Source organism: Corynebacterium sp. NML130628 (assembly GCF_001875665.1).
Lineage (GTDB): Bacteria > Actinomycetota > Actinomycetes > Mycobacteriales > Mycobacteriaceae > Corynebacterium.
Window position 1 is genome coordinate 1 of sequence record NZ_MLAL01000024.1, and the last position, 26,621, is coordinate 26,621.

The following is a 26,621-nucleotide window of genomic DNA, read 5'->3' on the forward strand; positions in this document are numbered from 1 at the left end:
TCAATACAAGGTTGAAGTCGACACTCGGTGATGGATATACGACCATCGCCGAGCATCGACAGGCACTGAGTGCATAACTACGAGACAAAGTCCCTCAGATGCACTCCAACAAAACATCCGCAGCCCCCGGGGAGCTCAAAATCGGGATTACTACCATCCTGTTACTACAGTTTGGGGTTTTCAGCCCCTAGGACACCCAGTTGGTGATGAAGATCGCCAGCAGCGGCAGCCCGAAGAACACGCTGCCGACCCAGATGAAGATGTACACCTTGTTCTTGTCGGCGAGACCGGCAAGCCACTCGGCACCCATTGGGGGAAGCGCCCGCAGGAACGGCAGCGTCATGATGAGGGTGGCCGCAAAGGTGTTGAAAAGGGTATGCACCAGGGCGGTCTGCATGGCAACCTCGGCGACCTCGGGTGGTGCGGAGAACGCCGCGACCAGCCCGGTAACCGTGGTGCCGATGTTGGCGCCGACCACGAACGGGAACAGGTCACGCATGTGGAACTTGCCGGACGCCGCCAGCGGCACCGTCAAGGAGGTGGTGGTAGAAGAGGACTGTACCGCCGTGGTGATGATCGCGCCGGAGAGAACACCGGAGAGGGTGCCCTTGCCAAGCGCGGCGTGCAGGACCTCCTGCGCCCGGCCGACGAGCAGCGTGCCGAGCATGTTGCCGATGAAACCGATGACAATCATGATCAGGGCGATGCCGGCAATCGAGAGGACAATGCCTCCCCACACGTGGCTGAGCGGGCTGACGGCGGCTTCTGCGAGGGAGACGAGGGGTTCGGTGATGGCGTCGACAAATGTGCCGATGCCACTGAAGATCGTGTTGAGGATGCCTCCCGTGCCACCGCTGGTGTAGTGCGCGATGGCGCCTGAGGTTTTTTGCAGGAAGCCCGTGGCAAGCTCGAGCGGCATGAAGATGGCCAGCGCGATCAGGTTGAAGAAGTCGTGCACCGTGGCCATCGAGAACGCGCGGCGGAACTGTTCCTTGTTGCCGGAAAGTCCAAGCGCGACGAGGGTGGCGGTGACGGTGGTGCCTAGGTTGGCGCCGAAGAGCATCGGGATGGCGATCTCGATGGGAAGGCCACCCGCAACCATGCCGACGGTAATCGACGTGGTGGTGGAGGAGGACTGCATAATCGCCGTCGCGAGGATGCCGATGCCGAGGCCCACGAACGGGTTTTGGGCAAAGGAGAAGAGTTCCTCGGCGCGGTCGCCGGCAGCCATCTGGAAGCCGGCGCCGATCATGCTCACCGCGTTGAGCAGCAGCCACACCGCGACGACCACGGACATCCAGTCGACGAAGGTTTTGAAGGGGCCACCGAACGGCAAGAAACCCAGTGGGTCTTTCTTGCCTGCGTCTGCACCGTCGGGGTGGTGCGTGAACGTCGTTGTCGCGGTGTCCATGCTCATAGAGTGAAGCGCTTCCTGTCGTCGAAAAATCTCTCGCCAAAAAGGGCCCAAGGCATGGGCCGATTTATCACCATAATGTGCGCATGTGCACGGGTGGTAACACCAAAGTGAACTTTAGGCGAACTTATAGCAGTTGCCGCGCGTACCATTCGAGGATCGAGTTTGACGACGTCGTGGGCTGGTCAAGGTCTGCTGAAATGAAGGAGAACAGCTCGGGGCCAACGTAGAGCTTAGGGTAGGACCCTGTTCCCCAGATCTTCTTTCCTGCTTGTACGAACCCGGAATGCACCGCGACGAGACCGCGGCCGGGAATCCACATCGGTCCGCCGGAGTCGCCGGAGTCTGGACCGTTGATGGAGGTCGCAATCAAGGTGCCGCGCACCCCAGTGACGTGGCCGCATCATTCGCGGCGCGTGGTAGCGCCGTAGGAGCAGACCCGCTCGCCGGGGCGTACAGCACTCGGGTGTACTTTGGCGTTGCCGGAGAAGCGGTTGGCACCCGGGGCGGCGGCGATCTTCTTCAAAAGCTGGCGCATGGCCAGCACATTACCTGTTGTGGCGGGCGTGGGAGACCATTTCGTCCCACTCGACGATCTTCTTACGCTCGCGGCTGTGGGTGCCGCACTCCTCGCCGAGCTTGCGCTCTGCTTCATCGAGGCGGTACCAGCCGTCCCAGGTGGTGTAGTCGATGCTGCGCTCGTCGAGAAGTCCGAGGATGGCGTCCGGGTCCTCGTGGGTCGGGGCGGTGAGCTTGCCGGCGTCGGCGTCGGCGATGAGCATGTCGGTCGTTTCCTTCGCGTCCGACTTCGTGTTGCCGATCAGGCCGACCGGGCCACGCTTGATCCAGCCGGTGACGTAGAGGGAGTCCTCGAAGCCGTCCTCGCCGAGGACGTGGCCGCCGTCGTTCGGGATGACGTGGCGCTCAAGGTCGAACGGGACGCCCTCCACAGGCTCGGAGCGGTAGCCGATGGCGTGGTAGACCTGCTGGACTGGCCAATCGGTGAACTTGCCAGTGCCGCGCAGTCCGCCTTCGCCGTCGAACTCGGTGCGCTCGGTGCGGATGCCGACGATCGCGTCGCCCTCCGTGAGCACCTCCACTGGGGACTCGAAGAAGTGAATGTGGATCTTGTGCGGAGCGTCGTCCGGCTCGCGCATCGCGTACTGCTCCAGGACCTGGCAGTTCAGGTCGATGGACTTGTCGGCGCGGCGCAGTTCCTCGGAGGGGCCGTCGTAATCAATGTCTTCTGGGTCGACGAGCACTTGGATGGTGTCGGACTCGTCGAGTTCGCGCAGCTCTTTCGGCGTGAACTTCGCCTGTGCCGGGCCGCGACGGCCGAACATGTGGATGACCTCGGCCTTGTTGTTCTTCAGGGACTCGTAGACGTTGTCCGGGATCTCGGTGACCAGCAGCTCATCGCCGGTCTTCGCCAGGATGCGGGAGATATCCAGCGCCACATTGCCGACGCCCACCACCGCGACCTCGCGCGCCTCCAGGTTCCAGGAGCGTTCGAAGCGTGGGTTCCCGTCGTAGAACCCGACGAACTCGCCGGCGCCGATGGACTTGTCGCCGCCGGGCACGAGGAATTCGCGGTCGCGGACGGCGCCCGCGGAGATGATGATGGCGTCGTAGTATTCGCGCAGCTCATCGATGGTGATGTCGCGGCCAACGGTGATATTGCCCAAAAAGCGCAGGTTCGGCTTGTCCATCACGTTGTGCAGCGACTTGACGATGCCCTTGATGCGCGGGTGGTCCGGGGCGACACCGTAGCGGATGAGGCCGAACGGCGCAGGCATCTGCTCAAACAGGTCGACGTGGATCTCGTGCTCCTGATTGCGGATGAGCAGATCGGATGCGTAAATACCGGCTGGCCCGGCACCTACGACAGCGACGCGCAGACTCATAGAAATATGTCCTTTCGATCTTCGAAGCTAGTTTCCCTAACAATATAGCGCTACGCGCCTAGTTCTTGGAGCGCCTGCCCATTTGCGCCATGTGTTCACGCACGGCAGTGAACGCCTCCTTGGAGTCCAAGGTTTGGCTTTGTTGGGTGGCCATTTTGATTTCGTCCGGGGTGACCTCGCCTGTTCGTAGCGAGACCATTTCCGCCCAGTAGCGGAACCAGACTGCCAGTACTGCGGCAACCGGCACCGCGAGGAACGCACCGACGATGCCGAACAGCGTGCCGCCGAGCGCCACGGACAGCAGCACGATCGCGGCGTGCAGGCCCATCGCCTGGGACTGCAGGATCGGCTGGAGGATGTTGCTCTCCAGCTGCTGCACCACGATGATGAGCACCAGCACCAGGATGGCGTTGGTCAGGCCGTTGGACACCAGCGCAATAATAATTGCCAACGCGCCCGCGGTGAACGCACCGATGATGGGGACGAAGCCCGCGAAGAACGTGATCACTGCCAGGACTGGCCACAGCGGCACGCCCAGCAGGAGAAGGCCGAGACCGATGAAGACGGCGTCGACAGCCGAGACAATCGCCTGCGTGCGGATGAACCCGGACAGTGTGTTCCAGGAGCGCATGCAGGCCTCGGTGAGGTGCCAGCCGGCGCGTACGCCGACGTAGCCCTTGAGCCACGGCAGGAACTTCGGGCCGTCTTTCAGGAAGAAGAAGGTGAGGATCAGGGTCAGTGCCAGCGTGGTGCCGACGGATGCGATCGCGCCGATGCCGGTGAACACACCGGAGGCGATGTTGGAGGCCTGGCCACGCAGAGCGTTGGTGACCTGGTCGATGGTCTCTTGGATCTTGGCTGGGTCGATGAGTTCGTTATCGACGTTGTCGCGCAACCAGTGCGTGATCTGGTCGATGCCCTGCTGTGCCTGGTCGACGAGTTGGGTGCCCTGCGTGCGAACGGTTGGGGCCATGGCGGCGAAAATGCCGCCGATGATGGCGAACGCCCCGACGAGTACGCCGGCTGACGCGAGCGCCGGTGGCGCCTTCTTCTCCCGCAGCCAGTTCACGGGCGGCCACAGGACCGTGCACACGATGAGTGCCAAGAAGATGGGGAGCAGACCCATCCAGATGTACTTCAGGAGATAGAGGAGGAGTGCGGTAGCAGCGACGATGATGATGAACCTCGCCGCCCAAGCTGCCGCGGTGCGCCCATCGGAGGCGATGACCGCGCTGCGGTCAACATTTTCTGAGGAAAGCTCCTGTGCGGCGTCGGCCGCGGTGGGTTGTATTTCCTCCTGTGGTTCAACTTTGTTGTTCATACCAAGACATTGTGCCAGACCTGCCAGACATAACTTACTTGACCACTCTGAGCTGCGGAAATAAAGAAACTTGAGTCTGGTGGGAATAACTTTGCCAATCGCATGTTGTAAGGATTGAGCGCGACAGGCTCAAGGTTGGCGGAACTTCTGCTACAGTGGTTCCCGTCAAGTTGAGCCGAGGCGATTCAACTTCGGATTAACTTCAGAAAATACTTCGACAAACACAGGAGGAAATGTAGAAATGGGACGCGCAGTAGGTATTGACCTTGGCACGACGAACTCGGTTGTCTCTGTCCTGGAAGGTGGAGAGCCGGTAGTTATCGCGAACGCTGAGGGTTCGCGCACCACCCCGTCCGTCGTCGCGTTTGCGAAGAACGGCGAGGTGTTGGTTGGCCAGTCTGCAAAGAACCAGGCAGTGACCAACGTTGACCGCACGATCCGCTCCGTCAAGCGCCACATGGGCGAAGACTGGACGGTCGAAATTGATGACAAGAAGTACACCCCGCAGGAGATTTCCGCACGTACGCTGCAGAAGCTGAAGAGGGACGCAGAGGCATACCTCGGCGACGAAGTTACCGACGCCGTCATTACCGTCCCTGCCTACTTCGAGGACGCACAGCGTCAGGCTACGAAGGAAGCCGGCCAGATCGCAGGTCTGAACGTCCTGCGTATCGTGAACGAGCCGACGGCAGCAGCACTCGCATACGGCCTGGAGAAGGCTGACAAGGAGCAGACCATCCTGGTCTTCGACCTTGGCGGCGGTACCTTCGACGTCTCCCTGTTGGAGATCGGCGACGGTGTCGTAGAGGTGCTGGCAACCGCGGGTGACAACGAACTCGGTGGCGACGACTGGGACAACCGCGTGGTTGAGTGGCTCGTCGATAAGTTTAAGTCCGCACAGGGCGTTGACCTGTCCAAGGATAAGATGGCGATGCAGCGTCTGCGCGAGGCGGCTGAGAAGGCCAAGATTGAGCTGTCCTCCTCCCAGCAGGCATCCATCAACCTGCCGTACATCACGGTTGATGCAGAGAAGAACCCACTCTTCCTCGACGAGACGCTGACGCGCACCGAGTTCCAGAAGATCACCTCTGACCTGCTGGACCGCACCAAGGCGCCGTTCAACCAGGTCATCAAGGATGCTGGCCTCTCCGTCGGCGAGATTGACCACGTTGTGCTGGTCGGTGGTTCCACCCGTATGCCGGCCGTGACCGACATGGTCAAGGAACTCACCGGTGGCAAGGAGCCGAACAAGTCCGTCAACCCGGACGAGGTCGTGGCCCTCGGCGCAGCGCTGCAGGCAGGTGTCCTGCGCGGCGACGTCAAGGACGTCCTGCTTCTCGACGTCACCCCGCTCTCCCTCGGCATCGAGACCAAGGGCGGCGTGATGACCAAGCTCATCGAGCGCAACACCACCATCCCGACGAAGCGTTCCGAGACCTTCACCACGGCTGAAGACAACCAGCCAAGCGTGCAGATCCAGGTCTTCCAGGGCGAGCGCGAGATGGCAGCAGCCAACAAGCTGCTCGGGTCCTTCGAGCTGGCAGGCATCGCACCGGCACCGCGCGGTGTTCCACAGATTGAGGTCACCTTCGACATCGACGCCAACGGCATCGTGTCCGTCTCCGCGAAGGACAAGGCGACTGGCAAGGAAAACACGATCAAGATCCAGGACGGCTCCGGCCTGTCCCAGGAGGAGATCGACCGCATGATCAAGGACGCCGAGGCACACGCCGACGAGGACAAGAAGCGCCGCGAGGAGCAGGAAACCCGCAACGGTGCAGAGTCCGCCGCTTACCAGACGCGCAAGTTCATGGAGGACAACGCCGACAAGCTGCCGGAGGACCTCAAGACCCGCGTCACCGAGGCAGCCGACGCCGTCGACGAAGCACTCAAGGGAGACGACCTTGAAGCGGTGAAGTCGGCCGTCGAGAAGCTGAACACTGAGTCGCAGGAGCTGGGCAAGGTGCTCTACGAGGCACAGGCCAACGAGGGCGCAACCCAGGCCGAGGCAGCCGACGACAACGTTGTCGACGCCGAGGTAGTCGACGAAGACACCGACGAAACCAAGTAAGCAACAGCAACACTGCGAAAGGAGGTCACCATGACGAACCCGAACACTCCGGAACCGGAGCAGGTTGAAGACCTGATCGAAGAAGCTGAGGCAGTAGCCGCAGAAGCGGCTGACGCTGAGGCTGAGGCAGAGGTCGACGCCGACGCTGCACCGGAAACGGACGAGGGCGAGCAGGATGACGTCGAAAAGCAGCTTGCTGAACGGACCGAAGACCTGCAACGTGTCAGCGCCGAGTACGCAAACTACCGGCGCCGCACGGAGCGGGAACGCGCGGCCATCGCCGAGCACGCGAAAGCAGCCTTCGCCACCGAACTGCTCCCGCTTCTCGACGACCTCGACCTCGCCGAACAACATGGAGACTTGAACGAAGGCCCACTGAAAGCCTTCGCCGACAAACTCCGCGGCGTGGTCACCGCGCAACGCGTCCAAGCCTTCGGCGCAGAAGGCGACACCTTTGACCCCGAAACCCACGAGGCAGTCCAAGACCTGTCCTCCGGCGACGACAAAGTCATCGGCACCGTACTGCGCAAGGGCTACCGCGTAGGCGACCGACTCGTGCGAAACGCAATGGTCATCATCGCCGACCCCGCGGAAGAGCCTGCTGAAGACAACGAGTAACAAATAAACCCAGGGCCGGGGCGTGAGGTGCGCGAAAAGCGGCCTTCACGCCCCGGTTTTGTACTTTCAATAACAAATTCATCCGAGAAAGGAGGGTGCGAGATGGCTATGCAACAAGAATGGGCCAACAAGGACTACTACGGCGACCTCGGCGTCTCCAAAGACGCGTCCACAGCCGACATCAAAAAGGCATACCGCAAGCTCGCACGCGAAAACCACCCCGACTCCAACCCCGGCAACAAAGCCGCAGAGGAGAAGTTTAAGAAGGTGGCAGAAGCGTACGACGTCGTCGGCGACGAAGAAAAACGCAAAGAATACGACCAGTTCAAAGCAATGATGAGCTCCGGCGGCTTCGGCGGCCGATTCGGAGGGGCAGGAGGTCCCGGCTTTCCGGGAGGGTTTCGCCAAACGGGACAAAGCGACTTCAGCTTCTCCGACCTCTCCGACATCTTCGGAGGAGCCGGGAGTGCTGGACAAGCTGGAGAAAGCGGCCTTGGTGATCTCTTCGGTGGCCTCTTTAACCGCGGCGGCGCTGCTGGCAGGAACGCTCGGCCGTCGCGGGGGGCGGACGTCGAAACGGAAATAACCCTCGACTTCCGCGAAGCCGCCAAAGGCACCACCTTCCCCGTCGAACTCACCGGCGACGCCCCATGCACCACATGCCACGGCTCCGGATCCAAATCCGGCCACGTCACCCAGTGCGACCAGTGCCACGGCTCCGGCTACGTCCGCGAGAACTCCGGTGCCTTCGGCATGGCCCGCCCATGCACCAACTGCGGCGGCACCGGCGACGTCATCAAGGACCCGTGCACCACGTGCCACGGCACCGGCACCGTCCGGCGCTCCCGCACCATCACGGTGCGTATCCCCGCCGGTGTCGTCGACGGCCAAAAAGTGCGCCTCGCCGGACAGGGCGAAGCAGGACCCAACGGCAAACCAGCCGGCGACCTCTTCGTCACCGTCCACGTCCGCCCCGACAAAGTATTCACCCGCACCGGCGACGACCTCGAAGTCACCGTCCCCGTCTCCTTCAGCGAACTCGCCCTCGGCGGCACGATCACAGTGCCCACCCTGGACAAACACGTCCGCGTGAAGGTCCCCGCAGGCACCCCCAACGGGCGTACCCTGCGCGTCAAAGGACGCGGCGTGCCACGCAAATCCGGCAACGCCGGCGACCTCCTGGTCACCGTCGAAGTCGCAGTGCCCAAGGACCTGGACGCAGCCGCCACCAGCGCGCTGCGCGCCTACCAACAAGCCGAACGCGACTCCGGCTTCGACCCGCGCGCCGGGTGGGCAGGAGGTGCATAACCATGGCTGAGGAGTACTACGTCATCTCCGTCGCCGCCGAACTCACCGGCATGCACGCCCAAACCCTGCGCACCTACGACCGCATCGGCCTCGTCACACCGATGCGGACCAGCGGCGGCGGACGCCGCTACTCCCGGCGCGACATCTCCATGCTGCGCCGGATACAACAACTCTCCCAAGAAGACGGCGTCAACCTGGCCGGCATCAAAACCATCATCGAGCTCACCGAACACATCGACGAGCTCCAAGAGGAACTGGCGGCCAAACGCGAAGAAAACGCGCAACTACGTCAACGCCTGGAGCACCAACGCCTAGAATCCCGTCCCCGCGGCGGCGAACTCGTCCACGTGCCACGCTCAACCGCGTTGGTGACGTGGGAACCTTCCTCCGTCAGGTCACGGCGCCGGGCCCGGTAAAGCAGGATTCGACGCCTAGGTGGCAGGACAGCCCCCGCCTTCTCATGCACTGCATGGGCGGGGGCTGTTTTCTGTTGCTTGCTGGGTTCGCTGTCCGTTTTGTGCGCGTATCCTAGGCTTCGCGACACCAAATTCCTTTGCTCAGAGGTCGCGACCTGGGGAAACACCAGGGCACCCTTCCGAAAAACGGGAATTTGGTGTCTGCAGAGAAAGGGAAGGCACCAAATCCCATTGCCAATAATCTGCGACCTGGGAAAACACAAAATCAGATCCGGAAAACAGCGAATTTGGTGCGCTGGTGGAGCGCGTTTGGGCGGGCCATAGTGTCCGTTGTGCTCGTTCTGTGCTCGTTGGGTTCGTGTCGAGGTGTTTAAAGCGTGCGATGCTGGTCGCAGGAAATCAACCGGGCCGGTTGAAAATGCGCGACCTGCATCGCACGCTTCTAATCGAACACTTTGAGTGGATTAGGGGGGAGCGCAGGGCCGAGCAGGGACGCCTACCTCCGAAAAGTTCCCACGATCACGCATGAACAGGGAACGATCTTCGTGGACGGGTGTCGTGGCCTGGGGAAACGGGTCGGTTGGTCGACCGGAATCGACCCAAAACGCAAAATCGTTCCCGGGCGGCGGCGCGGGAACTTTTTCAAAACGGCAGGATGAGAAGCCTGCAAACCCCGAAAACGAAGCGGCCCCGGGCAGAAACCCGAGGCCGCAAAGCCGCGAAAGCAGCGGAGGCGCTGGAGCCTAACAGACCACTACTTGAAGGTGATCGACGCTGCGCCGCCGATGTGGCGGAGGTTGGAGCGTGCGAGGTCCACCATGCGGCCGACGCCACCGTCGAGGACGGTCTTGGTAGCGGCGGCGGTGAAGCCCTTCATCATGTCCCAGGTGATGTTTGGCGGCATGGACAGGGCGTCTGGGTCGGTGACGATGTCGACGAGGACGGGGCCGTCGTAGGCGAGGGCCTCCTTGAGCTTCGGGCGCAGGTCCTTCGGGTCTTCGATGCGGAAGGACTTGATGCCGACGCCTTCGGCGATGTTGGCGTAGTTGACGCCGTCGTGGTCGGTTTCGTGCTCGGGGAAGCCTTGGACGAGCATTTCGAGTTTGACCATGCCGAGTGAGGAGTTATTGAACACGATGGTCTTCACTGGCAGGTTGTGCAGCTTGACGGTGAGGAGTTCACCGAGGAGCATGCCGAGGCCGCCGTCGCCGGACCAGGAGATGACCTGGCGGTCGGGGAATGCGGCCTGGACACCGATGGCTTGTGGGAGGGCGTTGGCCATGGTGCCGTGGAGGAAGGATGCGGATTCGTCGCGCTTGCCGTTGGGGGTGAGGTAGCGGGAGGACCACACGTTGCACATGCCGGTGTCGACGGTGAAGTAGGCGTCTTCGTCGGCGAGTTCGTCAAGGACGGAGGCGGCGAGCTCTGGGTGGATTGGGGTGCGGGCTTCGCGGGCTTCCGTCGTGTACTTGCCGACGACCGACTCCAGCAGCTCAGCGTGACGCTTCAGCATTGCGTCCAGGAAGGAGCGGTCCTTCTTCTCCTCGATGTGGGGGAGGATGTTTTCGATGACGCTCTTGACGTCGCCAATGACGGGGTAGTGCACTTTGGTGCGGCGGCCGATGTGGGCGCCGTCGATGTCGATTTGGGCGACGTTCTTGCTTGGCAGCCAGTCGGTGTATGGGAAGTCGGTGCCGACCATGATGAAGAGGTCTGCCTTGTCGGAGGCTTCGTGGCAGGCACCGTAGCCGAGGAGGCCGGACATGCCGACGTCGAATGGGTTGTCGTACTCGATGTACATCTTGCCGCGGAAGGAGTGGCCGACAGGCGCCTTGATCTTTTCGGCGAGTGCGAAGACTTCGTCGCGGGCGTCCTTGGCGCCGTAGCCGCAGAAGAGGGTGACGGTGTCGGCTTCGTTGATGGCTTCGACGAGGCGGGCGGCTTCGGTTGGGTCGGGGTAGACGCGCTTGTTGCCGCCGGTGGCGTAGTTTCCGGACAGGGTTGGGGCGTCGGCGGTGACTTCTTGGGCGAAGACGTCACCTGGGACGACGACGACCGACACACCGTTGCCGGACATGGTGTTCTGGATGGCGTTGTGGACAACGCGCATGCCCTGGTCGGCGGAGTTGGCCATCTCGCAGTAGGAGGAGCACTCCTGGAAGAGCAACTCTGGGTGGGTTTCCTGGAAGAAGGAGGAACCGATGTGGAAGGAGGGGATGTGCGAGGCGATCGCGAGGACCTTGGCGCCGTTGCGGTGCGCTTCGTAGAGGCCCTGGACGAAGTGGGTGTTGCCGGGGCCGCAGGATGCGCCGCAGACGGCGATTTCGTCGGTGGCGAGGGCGTCGGCACCGGCTGCGAATGCGGCTGCTTCCTCGTTGCGGACGTGGACCCACTCGATGCCTTGGGTGCGCACGGCGTCGGAAAGTGGGTTGAGGGAGTCCCCGACGAGGCCGTAGATGCGCTTGACGCCAAGCTCTTTCAGCTTGGCAACGAATGCCGAGGCGAAGTTCTGAGCCATTCCTAAAATCTCCTTTATTTGAAGAATAAATTAACCGCTTATCATGTTACCTTTCTGCTCCCTGAAGTTCGAAGGAATGTGTGAGACCTGACACAAAGGTCTCGTCTGTGAAGTAGTCGCCATGTCCGCCTGAAACGCCAGGTAGAACGCGCGCGCCGTAGGCAGGATCGGTTGGCGACGCCCCCAGCACCGCCTGAGGGCCGGACCTGGTCCACAGAATTGGGTCCTCGGGAGAATCCACGGCAACAACGCGCGAGTCCGGCCCAGCCAGCCGCAGATCGCTCACATGGGTACCGGCGACGCCGGCGCTGCCGACGAGCCAGAGCTGGTCGGTAAGCAAGCCGTGGTGGAGCGCCGCTTCGGTCGCGACGCGGGTGCCGTAGCTGTGGGCGAGCACCACCCGGTGGGCGTTGGGGAAACGGTCGCTGAGCGCGAGTTGGAAGGCGGAGAGGTCGTCCGCGCCACGGCGCGCCGGGCCGGGATCCAGGCCGTTGACCACGTTGGGTGGCGGGTCGTACCCCTGCCAGAGGATGACGGTCGCCCCGGTGCGTTCGGCGAGGAACTGCGCACGGGCAAGCTCCCCGCCCAGGTCCTCGGGCCGACCGGTGGAGACGCCCGCGACCATCGTGATCACGCGCGCCGGGTCCACGACGTTGCCGACCGCCAGCGTCGCCGACGCAGGCCCCGCCTCCAGTACCGTCGCGCCAACAGCCGTGACCAACTCGCGGCGCGCCGGGTCGAGCGCGGCAAGGTTCCTGCGGTGCACCTGACCAAGGTCCACGCCGTGGTGGGCGATGAGCGGCACGTGCCCGCGCGCCGCCTCCAGGTCGCGCTCGCGCGCCTTGCAGAGGGCTTCGAGCTCGGCGGCGCACAACGTGTCGAAGGTACGTGAGACCCCGTTGAGCACCTGCACCGCCAGCGAATAAGCGGGACTGCCGCGCAGGGAACGCGCCATCGCGTCGAGGCGCGCCTGCCAGGTGGCGTAGCGGCGCAGCACCTGGGCGGCCTGGGTGAGGTCGTCGGCGGGGTGGGCGAAGGTGGCGTCGACACGCTGGAGGCGCCGTAACGCCAACGTGGGAGCCTCCCCGCGAAAACCGGTCCCAACCAGGTCGGATCGGGCGGCGTGGCACGCCTGGGAACGCGCGCGGAACTCAGCGACCGCGCCGTCCACCACGCCCGCGGCAACCATGAGTTGCCCGGCATCCAGGGCAGGGCGGTAGGTATCAGACATGGCGCAACGCCTCCGCGAGGCGGGTGTCGCAGCGGATGCAGTCGTCCGCAAACGAGGCGATCGATTCTAAATGTGCGTTGAGGGCGGTGGTGGAGGCGTCGAGACCCAGCGAGCGCAACGCGGCCGCGCTGGCGCTGTCGCGCAGCTCAGCGCGGGGAAGCGACGTGCGGGCGACGCGGTGGGAACGGGCGAGGGACGGGACGGTCGTTGATAAATGCATGCACCCATCCTCGAAAACGCGCCGAAGTAGGGCAAGGAAACTACATGAAACCCTGTGGATAAAATTTCAGATTCGCTAATGTTATCCACATGCGTATCGTGTTGGCACAATTTACCAGCGGACCTGATAAAATGCGTAACCTTTCGCGCATAGAACCGCAGGTCAAAGAGGCCGCGCGCCGGGGTGCGACGCTCATTGTGCTACCGGAGGCGGCCTCACACGCGTTCGGGGCAGGCCGCCTCGACCGCCAGGCTGAGGACACCGACGGGCCGTTCACGCAGGGGTTGTTTTCGCTGGCCAAGGAGCTGGGCGTGACCATCGTCGCGGGATCGTTCCGCCCGGCGGACACCGTCGGCAACATCAACCGCGTCTACAACACCACTCTCATCCTCGACGGTCACAGCGAGTACCCACGCATCCTCACCTATGACAAGGTGCACCTTTACGACGCCCACAGCTACCACGAGTCCCGCACCGTCAAGGCCGGCGATACCCTGCTCACATTCCGGCATGGCGACGCCACCATCGGCGTGGCCACCTGCTTCGACATCCGCTTCCCGGAACAGTTCAAAGAGCTGGCAGCGATGGGCGCGCACGTCATCGTGGTGCCGACGAGCTGGGCGGACGGCCCGGGCAAGCTCGAGGAGTGGCGCTTATTGACGCGCGCCCGCGCCCTCGATGCCGGCGTATTCATCGCGGCGGCTGGGCAGTCCCGCCCGAACCACGAGACCGAGGCCGGCGAGAAGTCCGGCCCGACCGGCATCGGGTTCTCCACGCTCGTGGCGCCGGACGGGCGCAGGATCGTGGAGGCCGGCTACGGCCCCGAGCTCCTCGACGCCGACATCGACATCGCGCAGGTCACCGCCGTACAGGAGGACGTTCCCCTGATGAGGCTTTCGGAAACTGGACCGTTGCGTCAGTCGCGCATGTAAGCACCCCGCGAGCTCCGGCGGCGTCCAGGGCCTCGCGGTACTCCGCGACCTCGGCACCTGTGCCGCACAACACGATCTGGTGGTCCCACCACGTGCCCGGCGCCGACACGAACGCCGCCCCCGGCACCCAAATCGCCCTCGCGGCGCTCTCCCCGAACTCGCCCGCGGTCGACGCGACGCGTGTCACCTGCAGCCACGGCTGGGAATCGGCGAGGCAATTGATGGTGCGGGCGTCGTAAAAATCGTCTGCGTCGTCCCCACACAGCACCAGGTGCACCTCGGGGCGGATGCGTTCCTCGATGAGCCCGAACACCACCGACTTCGCCGCCGCCCAACCAGTGCCCACCGCCACGAGCAGCATCTTTGGTCGGTTCGCCCGGACCGCCGGGCCACGCGCAGCCCCCAACGTCAGGTAGTCGCCGACCTCCACATCCGGCCCGTCGAGGTGGAACTCCAGCTGCCCGAATCGGTTCGGCGGCACCGCGGGCGCGCACGCCCACCACACCCCCTGGTTGCCCGCGCGCATCACCGGCAGCGCCTGCCCCGCCGCATACCCGACCGCCGCGGACGCCTCTGCCCGCACGATCCACGCCGAACCATCCTGCGAAACCTGCGCCACCTGCGCCACCGACGCGGCGGCCACCCCGGCCTCGTCAGCCTCCCGCGACACCCGCTCCATCTCCTGCGCCGCACGCACCAACACCTGCGTATCGACGCCCACAACCCCACCAACGATCTCCGCCACCGCCGGAAACTCCGACGCCGGAAACCCCGTCCGCCGCAGATCCAACGCCCACTCGTGCAGCGGAGTAAGGGTTGCCTCAGGGATTGTTGCCCCCGCTGCCTCGGACTCCTGTGTGGAAGCGAGGGTGAACGAAGTGGCGTCGAGAAGTACTTGGGGTACCTCCGTGGCGCCTGCCGGAAAAACCATCGCTGCCTGCGGATACTGCTCCACAATCCGCTCAAACAGCGTGGCGCGCACCTCGGAATCCTGCTCCGCGAGCACCTGCAACGCGGCCGCATTCGGGCCATCCAAAACGGGGGCAAACTTTCTCATAGGGCCAGCGTACTGTTTCCCAGCACCAGTGAGGTGGACTAGTGTGAGCAAGGAAACAAATAGAGAGAAAGGTGCCGCAGTGGACTACACGCCGTACACACTCCTGACGGATATTGGATGGATCTCCATCCTGCTCATCATCGGAAACGTGCTCCGAAACCGACTCAAAGTGTTACAGGCGCTGCTCCTGCCAGCACCAATCACGGCTGGGTTGCTCGGACTCATCCTCGGCCAAGAAGTCCTCGGCGTGATCCACTGGTCCGACCAAGTCGGCACCTATACGACGCTGCTCATCGCCGTCGTCTTCGCCTCCATGGCCTACTCCATGAACCTCGGCGGCTCCGTCGCCTCAGGCGCCCGCAACATGTGGGGCTACTCGACGGCCATGTTCATGGGCCAGTGGGGCATCTTCATCCTCCTGGGGCTGTACTTCTTCGCGCCATTCTTCGGCACCGAACCATGGTTCGGCATGATGCTCCCGGTCGGCTTCGTCGGAGGCTTCGGCACCGCCGCCGCCGTCGGCTCCGCACTCGAAGACATCGGCATTGCCGAGGCGTCCTCCATCGGCTTCACCTCCGCAACCGTGGGCACCCTCGTTGCCATCGTTGGTGGCGTCATCGTCGCTAACTGGGGAATCCGAAAAGGCAAGGCAACCGAACTGCGCGGCGCCCTGCCCGAAGACCTGCGCACCGGCTACATCGCCACCGAATCCGAACGCCCCTCCATCGGACGCGCAACCACCAACCCATCCTCCATCGAACCACTGGCGCTCCACGCAGGCTTCATCCTCATCACCGTGCTGATCGCCTACACCGTCAACACCTGGATCAAGGGCATGTGGAGCAACGTCTCCATCCCACTGTTCGCCATGGCCTTCGTCATCGGACTCATCGGCCGCGGCCTCCTCGTAGCCTTCAAGCGACCCAACTATCTCGACCGCGAAACCATCTCCACCGTCTCCGGCGCCGCCACCGACTTCATGATCGCCTTCGGCATCGCCTCCATCGTCCCCGCAGCCCTCGCCGGGTACTGGCAGGCCCTCCTTATCATGTTCGTGTTGGGCACCATCTTCTGCGTCGTATGGATGCTGTGGGCCGGCCCGCTCTTCTTCGGCGAGAACTGGCTCGAGCGCGGCATCTTCGGCTGGGGTTGGGCAACCGCCGCCGTCGCCACCGGTATCGCCCTGCTCAAGATGGTCGACCCCAAACTGAAGTCCGGCACCCTCAACGAATACGGCGTCGCCTACGTCGGCTTCGCCCCCTTCGAAATCGGCATGACCATCCTCGCCCCAATCTCCATCATCGCCGGGTTCACGACCGCGTTCGGCTGGGTCGTGTTTGGCATCGCCGTCGCGGTAGTGGTCGGCGCGTTCGCCCTGAAGTGGGTGCCCGCCAAGAAACACGGCACCGGGGCCCTGGCCGCCAAGGAATAGGGGCTGAATTTTCCTAGATGTCTAAGATGGTAGTAACAGGAATGTAGTAATCCTCGAATCCTGTTACTACCTTTTGCGTTTTGACGTGCGTTTTGCCCGTTCGTTGGATGTGCGATGGCCGTGTTTTGGCGAGCTGTGAGCCAGCTGTGCACCTCATTCCGGCGTTAGGAGTTGGCGACCTGGGGAAACTGCATACCACCGTCCGGGAAAGCGGGAATTTGGTGCAGCAGCATTCGGGTCTGACACCAAATTCCTTCGCGCAGGCGGCGCGACCTGGGGAAACACAAATCCAGGTCCCGGAAACCAAGGAATTTGGTGCACCCCAACCCCTGAAAACACCCCCGAAAACACCCCACGCCCAACCTTGAGTGGAACAGACTCAACTTCTCGTGCGTTAGGGAGAGTGAACAACAAAAACAAAACGCAAAGAGAAAGGAAACGAACATGTCTTCGTTTAACCCAACTACGAAAACGCAAGAGGCGTTGCAGCAGGCGCTGCAGAAGGCGTCGGCGCAGGGGAACCCGGATATTCGCCCGGCGCATTTACTTGAGGCAATCCTGAATCAGGAGGATGGCATCGCGGCGCCGGTGTTGCAGGCGACGGGTGTGGATCCGCGGATGGTCGCGAAGGAGGCGGCTGAGCTGGTCAACTCCTACCCGAAGGCGGAAGGCCAGAATATGGCGAATCCGAACTTTAACCGCGATGGTCTGAATGCGTTGAATGCGGCGCAGGAGTTGGCGGGCGAGCTCGGTGATGAGTTTGTCTCCACTGAGGTGCTGTTGGCCGGTATCGCGCGCGGTAATGATGACGCGGCGGAGTTGCTGAAGAAGCGCGGCGCTACGTTTGAGGCGATTAAGGCGGCGTTCCAGTCGGTGCGTGGCAATAAGAAGGTGACGTCGGAGTCGCCGGAGGATCAATTCCAGGCGTTGGAGAAGTATTCGACGGACCTGACGGCGCGTGCGCGTGAGGGCCGGATTGACCCGGTCATCGGCCGCGACAGTGAGATCCGGCGCGTGGTTCAGGTGCTTTCCCGCCGCACGAAGAATAATCCGGTGTTGATTGGTGAGCCGGGCGTCGGTAAGACGGCGATTGTCGAGGGCCTTGCAAGGCGCATCGTGGCGGGCGACGTTCCTGAGTCGCTGAAGGGCAAGACGCTGATTTCGCTGGACCTTGGATCGATGGTTGCGGGAGCGAAGTACCGTGGCGAGTTCGAGGAGCGTCTGAAGGCGGTGTTGGACGAGATTAAGGAGTCCGACGGGCAGATCATCACGTTTATTGACGAGCTGCACACCATCGTCGGCGCTGGCGCCACAGGCGAGGGCGCGATGGACGCGGGCAACATGATTAAGCCGATGTTGGCGCGCGGCGAGTTGCGACTGGTTGGTGCGACGACGTTGGATGAGTACCGCCAGTTCATCGAGAAGGATGCGGCGCTGGAGCGTCGTTTCCAGCAGGTGTATGTGGGTGAGCCGACTGTGGAGGACACGATCGGTATCCTGCGTGGCCTGAAGGAGCGCTACGAGGTGCACCACGGCGTGCGGATTCAGGATTCGGCGTTGGTGGCGGCGGCGGAGCTGTCGAACCGTTACATCACGAACAGGTTCTTGCCGGATAAGGCGATTGACCTGGTTGATGAGGCGGGGTCGCGTCTGCGGATGGAGATTGATTCCTCGCCGCAGGAGATTGATGAGCTGGAGCGTATTGTGCGCCGCTTGGAGATCGAGGAGATCGCGCTGCAGAAGGAATCCGACGAGGCGTCGAAGGAACGCCTGGGTACGTTGCGCCAGGAGTTGGCGGATCAGCGTGAGAAGCTCGGTGAGCTGAAGGCGCGTTGGTCGAATGAGAAGGCGGAGATCGATAAGGTGCAGGCTGCGAAGGAGGAGCTGGAACACCTGCGTAACGAGTCGGAGATCGCAGAGCGCGAGGGCGATTACGCGAAGGTCTCGGAGCTGCGGTACGGCCGCATTCCGGAGCTGGAGCAGCAGGTCAAGGACGCTGAGGAGGCAGCGGGGGCGTCGTCAAGGACGATGCTCACGGAGGAGGTTTCTCCTGAGGTGATTGCTGAGGTTGTGTCGGCGTGGACGGGTATCCCTGCGGGCAAGATGATGCAGGGGGAGACCGAGAAGCTGCTGGACATGGAGGCAATCCTGGCTGGTCGCGTTGTGGGCCAGAAGGATGCGGTTGTGGCTGTGTCGGATGCGGTGCGGCGTTCGCGTGCGGGCGTTGCGGATCCGAACCGCCCGATTGGTTCCTTCCTGTTCCTGGGCCCGACTGGTGTGGGTAAGACGGAGCTTGCGAAGGCGTTGTCGGAGTTCCTCTTCGATGATGAGGCTGCGATGGTGCGCATCGATATGTCGGAGTACGGCGAGAAGCATTCGGTCGCGCGTCTGGTTGGTGCCCCTCCGGGGTACGTCGGCTATGACGCTGGCGGCCAGCTGACTGAGGCTGTGCGTCGTCGCCCGTACTCGCTGGTGCTGTTCGACGAGGTTGAGAAGGCGCACCAGGATGTATTCGATGTGTTGCTGCAGGTCCTCGACGAGGGGCGCCTGACCGACGGCCAGGGGCGCACGGTTGATTTCCGTAATACGGTGATCATCTTGACGTCGAACTTGGGCGCGGGCGGCGACCGCGAGCAGATCATGAACGCGGTGAAGGCGCACTTCAAGCCGGAGTTCATTAACCGCCTGGATGATGTGGTGGTGTTCGAGCCGCTCACGAAGGAGCAGTTGGTGGGCATCGTCGATATTCAGCTGGGTACGCTCGCTGATCGCCTTGCTTCTCGACGCCTCCAGCTCCGCGTCTCGGCCGCCGCGAAGGCGTGGCTCGCGGACCGCGGCTACGACCCGGCGTACGGTGCGCGTCCGCTGCGTCGCGTGATCCAGCAGGCGATCGGTGACCGATTGGCGAAGGAGCTGCTGGCCGGCGCGATCCGCGACGGTGACGCGGTGCAGGTTGACGTCGCGGAAGGCGGCGAGGAGTTGGTGGTGTCGGCAGCGAAGTAGCGTTCGGGCTACACTGCTGTCCATGCAACCAACGACGACGATTTACACACGGGTGGCCGTGCCAGGCGTGGAGAACGAGCAACTTGAGGCTCACCAGCTTGGCGGCGGCCACTTCGTCGTTGCGTCGGTCCCGTTTGTGGATGTGTCGCTGGCGGTGGGGGACATCGTGGAGTGCGTGCGCGTTGGCGGCATGTTCCATGTGAATAAGGTCGTGGTGCGCGGCGGTGCGTCCACGGTGCGGATTTTGCCACAGGGGGAGTCGCCGTTTTCGCTGGCGGAGACGTTGTTGGCGTTTGGCTGCCGGGTGGAGATGGGCCCGGGTGGGATGTTGGCGGCGTCGATAGGTGCGGACTGTCCGAAGGCCGGAATCGATGAATGGCTGGAGGGTTTGGCTGCTTCAGGCGTGATCCAGCTCGCACCTGGCTATACAGCGTGAGCCATGCGCGTATGGTGTTATGTATGACTGTATTTATTTCTCCGCAGGAGCTGTACGAACGTATTAAGTCCGGCAAGAAGCAGACGGTGCTCGATGTTTCTTGGGAACCGGAGGTAGGCAAGGCCTGGCAGAAGTTCCAGTCCGAGCACATCCCGACGGCCGTCTACGGCGACCTGGAAGGCCACCTCGTGGGCATGCCGGGGCGCCGCGAGGGCCGCAACCCGCTGCCGTCGCTCGCCGTGATCGATGAGGCGCTCGAGGAGTGGGGCGTCGAGGCGGAGCGCCCGGTCTTCATCTACGACCAGGGCTCCGGCGTGTTCGCCGCCCGCGCCTGGTGGATCATGCGTTGGGCCGGCCTGGAGCACGTCCACATTATCGACGGCGGCTTCCGCGCGTGGGAGGCCGAGGGCCTCAAGACCATCGCCGGTCCCGGCAACGTGGTGGTGCCGCGCGATCTGGAGCTGGAAGGCGACAAGCTTCCGGTGGCGACGCTGGAGGACGTGAAGCAGTTCGAGGGCGTCCTGATTGATGCGCGTGATGAGAAGCGCTTTGCTGGGCGTCGAGAAGTACTGGACTTGAAGGCGGGCCACATCCCGTCGGCGCTGAACCTGCCGGCGGCGGACCTGTTCTGCAAGGAGACCAGGAAGATCAAGGAGACGGACTACATCCGCGACCGCTTCGCCAGCCTGGGCGTGACGCAGAATACGGACCCGGCGAAGGTGATTACGTACTCGGGTTCGGGCAACCACTCCGCGCTGCTCATCGCGGCGATGGAGCATGCTGGCCTGCCGGTGGCCACGCATTATGTGGGTGGCTGGTCGCAGTGGAGTGCACGGTTGGGGAATAAGGTCGCCACGGCACTGTAGTATCAGTCCTCGATGATTGCTTACGTGTTGTTTGGGCTGGCCGCGTTGCTCGTGGTCGCGGCTGTGTGGTTGTGGTTTGCACCTGCGTCTCCCTCCGTATCGACGCCCCCTCCGCCACCAGCCGAGCCCGCCGAGCCCACGCTGGATGAAGAGGCCGAAGAAGAGCCCGCGCTCGAAGTCCACGAGGTAGAGGTGGAACCCGAGCCGGAACTTCAGCCCAAGGCCCCACCGGCGCTGGAGCACGCCCTGGAACCGGAACCCGATCCTGACCCGGAGCCTGAACCCGCACCTGCGCCCGAGCCTGCCCCGAAGCGCCCGCACCGCATGTCGGGCCTGCAGCTGCCGGGCGCGTCGCGCCGGGAGCGCCGCCTGTGGGCGGAACAACACGGCTTCCGCTTCTCCAAGGTGGATGAGTTCCTGGTCAACGAGTGGCACCGGGGCGCGGCGGCGTCCGGTGCGGAGCCGCGCGACGTCGTGGCAGGTCAAGTTTACGGCCATGATGTCCGCGTGGTGGACCTTGGCGGGGTGACGGTGGTGGCCGTCGCAACGGGTGAGGTGAGCGACATCGTGGTAGATATGCGTCGCCCGCAGTTCCAGGCGGATTCCTCGGCGGATTTGGTGCCGGTGGAGGCCGTCGAGGGCTTCGAGCTGTTCACGAACGAGCCCGGCCCGGTCCTGCGCTTCATCGATGTGCGCGTACGCACCGCCTTGCGCGAGATACCTGAAAGCGTGTGCGCGGTGTGGTGCGAGCAGGACTGGGTGTTGGCGCAGCTTGAGCGCGGTTCCACGCCGCAGGACTGGGAGGACACGTTCGCGCCGCTGGCGTTGCTGGCGGACGCGGCACGTACGCTGCCGCCGCGTACGGCGGCCGAGCTCGCGTCGGCGCCCGGTGCCGAGGATGCGCCGGAACCGGAGACTCCACAGGTGCAGCGCCCGGAGGAACCATTCGAGCTGCCAACCCGCGTGACGGGCGGCGGTTTCGGCGAGCTGGAGGACCACGAGGTCGGGGCGGATTCTGTGGCGCCGATCGCGGACGGTTCACCTGCCGATGACGGCGCGGAGCTCTATGATTTGACCAGAGTGCGCCGCGAGCAGCAGCCCTCCACAATTTTCAACGACTCGTCAGACACCGAGAAGGAGCCAACCGAGCATGAACGATAAAGCACGCCTTGCGCAGCTGGTCAAGGAACTCGCCGTGGTCCACGGCAAGGTCACGCTTTCCTCCGGGAAGGAGGCGGACTACTACGTGGATCTGCGTCGTGCGACGTTGCACCATGAGGCGGCGCCGTTGATCGGCAAGCTGCTGCGTGAGATGACGGCCGACTTGGAGTTCGACGCGGTAGGTGGCCTGACGCTGGGCGCGGACCCGGTGGCCACGGCTGTGATGCACGCCGACGGCCGCCCAATCGACGCGTTCGTTGTGCGCAAAGAGGCGAAGAAGCACGGCATGCAGCGCCGGATTGAGGGGCCGTCGATTGTTGGCAAGAAGGTCCTCGTGGTGGAGGACACCACCACGACGGGCAACTCCCCGCTGACCGCGGCGGAGGCCGTGCGCGCTGAAGGCGCGGAGGTCGTCGCGGTGGCTACCGTGGTCGACCGTGCGACCGGCGCCGCCGACGCCCTGCACGAGGCCGACCTGGACTACCGATTCCTGCTGGGGCTCGAGGACCTTGGACTCAACTGAGCAGGCAAAAGGGCCAACAGAGTGGAATGAGGGCCGTCACGGCGTAGGCCCATGGGAGGGTCCGTGGCCGGATGATCCCCGCTTGGATCCGCAGTTTTTGGAGGAAGGGGATCGTCGCAACGTAGTGGACGCCTACCGCTACTGGTCCCTCGAGGCGATCCGGGAGGAGCTGGACAAGCGGCGCCACCCCTTCCATGTTGCGATTGAGAACTTTGAGAACGACGCCAACATCGGCACCGTGGTGCGCACCGCGAACGCGTTTCTGGCTGAGGAGGTCCACATCATTGGGCGGCGGCGCTGGAACCGGCGCGGCGCGATGGTGACGGACCGTTACCAGCACATCCGCCACCACGCGACGATTGAGGACTTTGCCCAGTGGGCCAAGGAGCACGACCTGCCAATCGTGGCGATCGATAACACGCCGGGCTGCGTGCCGCTGGAGACGGCGGAACTTCCGCAGCGCTGCGTGTTAGTGTTCGGGCAGGAAGGCCCCGGAATTACGGACGAGACCCAGCGCGAGGCGTCGATGACCTGCTCGATTGCGCAGTTCGGATCGACGCGCTCGATCAACGCGGGTGTTGCCGCGGGCATTGCGATGCACGCGTGGGTGCGCCAGCACGCCGACTTGAGTACTGCTTGGTGAAAGGTGAAGGTTGTGGAAGAAACCGCCGCGGAAACATGGTCGCACCGCGCTGACCTGGCTCAATCGGCTGTGCAGGAGCGGCACGCCTCCCGCCTGTGGGGGCTGCCGAGGACGAACCTCGCGGTGGTCACGTGGCCGCCGGGCTCGAAGGATCGTCTGTACTGGCACTGGCACTACTGGTGGCAGGCCCACTATTTGGACTGCCAGATCGACGCCGCTATTCGACGCCCCACCAAAACCCACAAGCGCCAACTCAAAGACACCCTGCGTGGTATCCAACGCCGCAACCTGGGCAAGCTGACGAAGAACAAGTACTACGACGACAAGGCCTGGTTGGCGCTGGCGTGGAACCGCGCCGTCAGCGAGGGCCTGGCGCGCCGCACGAAGGCCCTCGACGCCCTGGAGTTCGACCTGTTGGCCGGCATTGACCCGGTGATGGGTGTGCTGCCGTGGCGTACGGAGGAGACTTTCTACAACGTGCCCTCAAACGGCCCGGCTGCCCTCTTGTTCGCGCGCACTGGCCGCCTGGACAAGGCCCGCGAGCTACTTGACTGGACGTTCGACAACCTGGTCACTGAGTCAGGCCTGGTGCAGGATGGGATTCGGATGCGGATGCATGGCCCGGAGGTCGTCGACAAGCTGTATACCTACAACCAGGGCACGGTGCTCGGCGCGAGTTTAGAGATCGCGTTGGCGTTGCGCGCCGACGTCGGACTTCGCGACGACGAGCCAATCGACTCCTTCGCGTACTCAAAACGCGCCGACGATTCCGTGTTTTACATCACACATATCCGGGCAATCGTGGAAGCGATTGTCCTGCATATGGCTACCCCCCAGGGGGTGATTCTGAACAAACCCTACGAATCCGGCGACGGCGACGGCGGCCTCTTTAAGGGCATTTTGGCTCGCTACCTCGCCGATGTTGCAGTCCGCCTGCCGGAAGATTCTCGCCAGAACATCGCGACGAAAAAGATAGCATCAAGGCTGATTATGGCCTCGGCGGAGTCCCTTTGGTCCCATCGTTTGGAGGTCGACGGGCTGCCGATCTTCTCCGCGCGGTGGACAGAAGACGCCCGCCTTCCCCACAATTACGGGCTTGGTCCTTCGTCCCTGAGCGAGGCCGTCGGGTTGGTCCGAATTGATGAGAGGGACCTTTCAGTACAGCTTTCCGGGTGGATGCTCCTGGAGGCCGCTGCACGGGTGGCGGCTGCAAATAGTCAGTAAAGCAGGCATACTGGTTGGCGTACCTAAGAAGCTCTAGTGGAGGTTATCTTCATGCCAATTGCAACCCCTGAGGTCTACAACCAGATGCTCGACACTGCAAAGAAGGGCGGGTTCGCATACCCGGCCATCAACTGCACCTCGTCTGAGACCATCAACGCCGCAATTCGTGGTTTCGCAGAAGCCGAGTCTGACGGCATCATCCAGTTCTCGACCGGTGGCGCAGAGTTCGGTTCTGGCCTGTCCGTGAAGAACAAGGTTGCTGGTGCCCAGGCGCTTGCTGCGTTCGCACATGAGATCGCTAAGCACTACGACGTCAACATCGCGCTGCACACCGACCACTGCCAGCTCGAGGTTCTCGACGAGTACGTCCGCCCACTGATCGCGATCTCCCAGGAGCGCGTCGACCGCGGCGAGAACCCACTGTTCCAGTCCCACATGTGGGACGGTTCCGCCATCCCAATCGACCACAACCTTGAGGTCGCCCAGGAGCTCCTGGAGAAGGCACACAAGGCAAACATCATCCTCGAGGTCGAGATCGGCGTCGTCGGCGGCGAAGAGGACGGCGTCCAGGCGAAGGCCGGCGCCAACCTGTACACCAGCGAAGAGGACTTCGAGAAGACCATCGATGCCCTCGGCACCGGCGAGAACGGCCGCTACCTGCTGGCAGCAACCTTCGGCAACGTCCACGGCGTGTACAAGCCAGGCAACGTGAAGCTGCGCCCAGAGGTCCTGGACATGGGCCAGAAGGTTGCAGAGAAGAAGCTCGGCCTGTCCGCCGGCTCCAACCCATTCGACTTCGTCTTCCACGGTGGCTCCGGTTCCGAGAAGGAGAAGATCGAGGAGGCCCTGCGCTACGGCGTCATCAAGATGAACGTCGACACCGACACCCAGTACGCCTTCACCCGCCCAGTGGTTTCCCACATGTTCGAGAACTACAACGGCGTCCTGAAGATCGACGGCGAAGTGGGCAACAAGAAGGTCTACGACCCACGCTCCTACATGAAGAAGGCTGAGCAGGGCATGGCCGACCGCGTCGTCGAGGCTTGCCAGGACCTGCGCTCCGTTGGCACCTCCGTGTCCAAGTAGTCGTACTGCTTGCTTTTCCTGAAACCCCCTTGGGCCTTCGCGGTCCTGGGGGTTTCTTCTGTTTGCAGGGGCTTGCGTTGGTCATGCGCACCACATTCCTGTCTGAGCCCGGGCCGACCTGGGGTTTTGCCTTGATGATTTTCTAAAAACCCGGAATTTGGTGCTGGCCCAACCGACCCGAGTGACAAAGGACGCAACCCACGGTTCACGACCTGGGGTTTTGCCGGAGTCAGCCGCCAGGATTGCGTTCTTTGTCACTCGCTCCCCAATCTGCGCACCACATTCCTCCTCGCAGCATCCGCGACCTGGGGTTTTACGACGCCACTTTGCCCAAAACCCGGAATTTGGTGTCGCGGCCGTTCGGCCAGTCCCACCCCACGACTCCCACGCAGCTCCTGTCGACCTCCTCCGGTCGACCAATGCAGGTCACAGCATTTTGCAGCTATTCGACGCCAATTCCCCATTTCGCCCTGACCAGGGTTGGTCGACCGGAAGAGGTCGACCGGAACGAAAACGGCGGCTCGCCAACGCCTTGGAACTGTTCGTTTGAGTGACAGGCTCGGCAGTGAGGTGTATACATGTATACATGAGTGGTTCAGTAATTAGTTTGCGAATGGACGAAGTACAGAAACGGCGGCTCGACGAGCTCGCTACAAAGACTGGCAGGCCAAAGGCGTTTTACATACGTGAGGCAATAGAGGCCTACCTTGACGATGCCGAATACATCTATGAACTTCAAGCAGAGGCGGAAGCTGTCCGCAGAGGCGAGCTGGAGACTGTTACCCTCGATGAGCTTAAGGCCGAGTGTGGTTTGGCAGATTGAGTTTTCACCCCGGGCGAAAAAGGCGGTTCGGCGGTTAGATAAGCAGACACAGCGTCGGCTTCTTCGGTTTTTGGGTGATTTGTCGCAGCTGAACAACCCGCGAGTCCGCGGTAAAGCTCTTGTGGGTGGAATGTCGGGGTTGTGGCGGTGGCGTGTCGGGGACTATCGAATAATTGCAGAGATTCAGGACGACATCCTGACAGTGCTGGTGGTTGATGTGGGCCACCGTGGGGAAATCTATAGGTAGCGCACTCGCCTAACCCACCTAGCCCCACCTAGCCGCACCTTGTTATGTCCATAGGGTTTTTGGACAGGGAGTCCGATGGCTTCTTGGACACGGGATCCATGGTGTTCTTGGGCACTTCTAGCGGCTTACGGTCGTAGCCTGCGTTTCGGCCGGGGTTTGGATAGTTT

25 protein-coding genes are annotated in these 26,621 nt (G+C 63.0%); 16 read left to right on the top strand and 9 right to left on the bottom strand.

Annotated elements, in window-relative coordinates; genetic code table 11:
* Positions 1-187: 187 nt before the first annotated feature.
* From BJP07_RS07070 to BJP07_RS07085, 5 genes are all read right to left on the bottom strand, one after another.
* The gene (locus BJP07_RS07070; protein ID WP_255365942.1) at positions 188-1,411 is read right to left on the bottom strand and encodes a Na/Pi symporter; all 1,224 of its coding nucleotides are present in this window, start codon (positions 1,409-1,411) and stop codon (positions 188-190) included.
* 130 nt (positions 1,412-1,541) lie between these two features.
* Entirely contained in the window at positions 1,542-1,787 is a 246-nt protein-coding gene (locus BJP07_RS07075; RefSeq protein ID WP_143111736.1) for a hypothetical protein, read from the bottom strand.
* A 30-nt stretch (positions 1,788-1,817) separates the two neighbouring features.
* Entirely contained in the window at positions 1,818-1,952 is a 135-nt protein-coding gene (locus BJP07_RS11500; protein WP_255365943.1) for a hypothetical protein, read from the bottom strand.
* A 10-nt stretch (positions 1,953-1,962) separates the two neighbouring features.
* A complete protein-coding gene (locus BJP07_RS07080) occupies positions 1,963-3,318 on the bottom strand; it encodes an FAD-dependent oxidoreductase (RefSeq protein ID WP_071566799.1) in 1,356 nt (451 codons plus the stop codon).
* A gap of 58 nt (positions 3,319-3,376) precedes the next feature.
* The gene (locus tag BJP07_RS07085) at positions 3,377-4,639 is read right to left on the bottom strand and encodes an AI-2E family transporter (protein ID WP_071566800.1); all 1,263 of its coding nucleotides are present in this window, start codon (positions 4,637-4,639) and stop codon (positions 3,377-3,379) included.
* Positions 4,640-4,880: 241 nt separating this feature from the next.
* On the opposite strand from BJP07_RS07085, the gene dnaK reads away from it, so the two are divergent.
* The 4 genes from dnaK (at position 4,881) to BJP07_RS07105 (ending at position 9,052) form a co-directional block, all read left to right on the top strand.
* A complete protein-coding gene (dnaK, locus tag BJP07_RS07090; protein ID WP_071566801.1) occupies positions 4,881-6,710 on the top strand; it encodes a molecular chaperone DnaK in 1,830 nt (609 codons plus the stop codon).
* A 30-nt stretch (positions 6,711-6,740) separates the two neighbouring features.
* On the top strand, positions 6,741-7,328 hold the full coding sequence (grpE, locus tag BJP07_RS07095) for a nucleotide exchange factor GrpE (protein ID WP_071566802.1): 588 nt from the start codon (positions 6,741-6,743) through the stop codon (positions 7,326-7,328).
* A 102-nt stretch (positions 7,329-7,430) separates the two neighbouring features.
* Positions 7,431-8,636, top strand: coding sequence for a molecular chaperone DnaJ (gene dnaJ / locus BJP07_RS07100; RefSeq protein ID WP_071566803.1), 1,206 nt, complete (start codon positions 7,431-7,433; stop codon positions 8,634-8,636).
* A gap of 2 nt (positions 8,637-8,638) precedes the next feature.
* A complete protein-coding gene (locus BJP07_RS07105) occupies positions 8,639-9,052 on the top strand; it encodes a heat shock protein transcriptional repressor HspR (RefSeq protein WP_071566804.1) in 414 nt (137 codons plus the stop codon).
* Between the two features lie 754 nt (positions 9,053-9,806).
* On the opposite strand, the gene BJP07_RS07110 is transcribed toward BJP07_RS07105, so the two are convergent.
* From BJP07_RS07110 to BJP07_RS07120, 3 genes are read right to left on the bottom strand one after another with little or no spacing between them, the layout of a single operon-like run.
* Positions 9,807-11,570, bottom strand: coding sequence for a pyruvate dehydrogenase (locus BJP07_RS07110; RefSeq protein WP_071566805.1), 1,764 nt, complete (start codon positions 11,568-11,570; stop codon positions 9,807-9,809).
* A gap of 46 nt (positions 11,571-11,616) precedes the next feature.
* Positions 11,617-12,801 carry an alpha/beta hydrolase gene (locus tag BJP07_RS07115; RefSeq protein WP_071566806.1) on the bottom strand — a complete coding sequence of 395 codons (1,185 nt, stop codon included), beginning with the start codon at positions 12,799-12,801 and terminating at the stop codon, positions 11,617-11,619.
* Positions 12,794-13,021, bottom strand: a complete 228-nt coding sequence (locus BJP07_RS07120) for a hypothetical protein (RefSeq protein WP_071566807.1) — start codon at positions 13,019-13,021, stop codon at positions 12,794-12,796. The genes BJP07_RS07115 and BJP07_RS07120 overlap by 8 nt, the downstream gene beginning before the upstream one ends.
* Positions 13,022-13,110: 89 nt before the next feature.
* Between BJP07_RS07120 and BJP07_RS07125 the strand changes: the two genes are divergently transcribed.
* Entirely contained in the window at positions 13,111-13,953 is an 843-nt protein-coding gene (locus tag BJP07_RS07125; RefSeq protein ID WP_071566808.1) for a carbon-nitrogen hydrolase family protein, read from the top strand.
* On the opposite strand, the gene BJP07_RS07130 is transcribed toward BJP07_RS07125, so the two are convergent.
* A complete protein-coding gene (locus BJP07_RS07130; RefSeq protein WP_071566809.1) occupies positions 13,880-15,010 on the bottom strand; it encodes a hypothetical protein in 1,131 nt (376 codons plus the stop codon). The two genes, BJP07_RS07125 and BJP07_RS07130, sit on opposite strands and share 74 nt — an antisense overlap.
* 79 nt (positions 15,011-15,089) lie before the next feature.
* Between BJP07_RS07130 and BJP07_RS07135 the strand changes: the two genes are divergently transcribed.
* From BJP07_RS07135 to BJP07_RS07190, 11 genes are all read left to right on the top strand, one after another.
* Positions 15,090-16,442, top strand: a complete 1,353-nt coding sequence (locus tag BJP07_RS07135) for a sodium/glutamate symporter (protein ID WP_071566810.1) — start codon at positions 15,090-15,092, stop codon at positions 16,440-16,442.
* Positions 16,443-16,886: 444 nt separating this feature from the next.
* Positions 16,887-19,445, top strand: coding sequence for an ATP-dependent chaperone ClpB (gene clpB / locus BJP07_RS07145; RefSeq protein WP_071566812.1), 2,559 nt, complete (start codon positions 16,887-16,889; stop codon positions 19,443-19,445).
* Positions 19,446-19,467: 22 nt separating this feature from the next.
* Complete coding sequence (locus BJP07_RS07150; protein ID WP_070479576.1) at positions 19,468-19,881, top strand: DUF4265 domain-containing protein; 414 nt, start codon at positions 19,468-19,470, stop codon at positions 19,879-19,881.
* A gap of 23 nt (positions 19,882-19,904) precedes the next feature.
* Positions 19,905-20,747 carry a sulfurtransferase gene (locus BJP07_RS07155; protein ID WP_071566813.1) on the top strand — a complete coding sequence of 281 codons (843 nt, stop codon included), beginning with the start codon at positions 19,905-19,907 and terminating at the stop codon, positions 20,745-20,747.
* A gap of 12 nt (positions 20,748-20,759) precedes the next feature.
* Positions 20,760-21,908: a hypothetical protein gene (locus BJP07_RS07160; protein ID WP_083584146.1), complete on the top strand. Its 1,149-nt coding sequence runs from the start codon at positions 20,760-20,762 to the stop codon at positions 21,906-21,908.
* Positions 21,898-22,431, top strand: a complete 534-nt coding sequence (gene pyrE, locus BJP07_RS07165; protein ID WP_071566814.1) for an orotate phosphoribosyltransferase — start codon at positions 21,898-21,900, stop codon at positions 22,429-22,431. Before BJP07_RS07160 ends, pyrE begins: the two co-directional genes overlap by 11 nt.
* Entirely contained in the window at positions 22,418-23,074 is a 657-nt protein-coding gene (locus BJP07_RS07170) for an RNA methyltransferase (RefSeq protein WP_071566815.1), read from the top strand. The genes pyrE and BJP07_RS07170 overlap by 14 nt, the downstream gene beginning before the upstream one ends.
* A 12-nt stretch (positions 23,075-23,086) precedes the next feature.
* A complete protein-coding gene (locus BJP07_RS07175) occupies positions 23,087-24,298 on the top strand; it encodes a glycoside hydrolase family 76 protein (protein ID WP_071566816.1) in 1,212 nt (403 codons plus the stop codon).
* Positions 24,299-24,343: 45 nt separating this feature from the next.
* Positions 24,344-25,384 (top strand): class II fructose-bisphosphate aldolase, encoded by a 1,041-nt coding sequence (fbaA, locus tag BJP07_RS07180; protein ID WP_255365945.1) that lies wholly within the window; start codon positions 24,344-24,346, stop codon positions 25,382-25,384.
* Positions 25,385-25,970: 586 nt separating this feature from the next.
* On the top strand, positions 25,971-26,207 hold the full coding sequence (locus BJP07_RS07185; RefSeq protein ID WP_070361826.1) for a ribbon-helix-helix protein, CopG family: 237 nt from the start codon (positions 25,971-25,973) through the stop codon (positions 26,205-26,207).
* Entirely contained in the window at positions 26,173-26,454 is a 282-nt protein-coding gene (locus BJP07_RS07190; protein WP_255365944.1) for a type II toxin-antitoxin system RelE/ParE family toxin, read from the top strand. Before BJP07_RS07185 ends, BJP07_RS07190 begins: the two co-directional genes overlap by 35 nt.
* Positions 26,455-26,621: the final 167 nt, after the last annotated feature.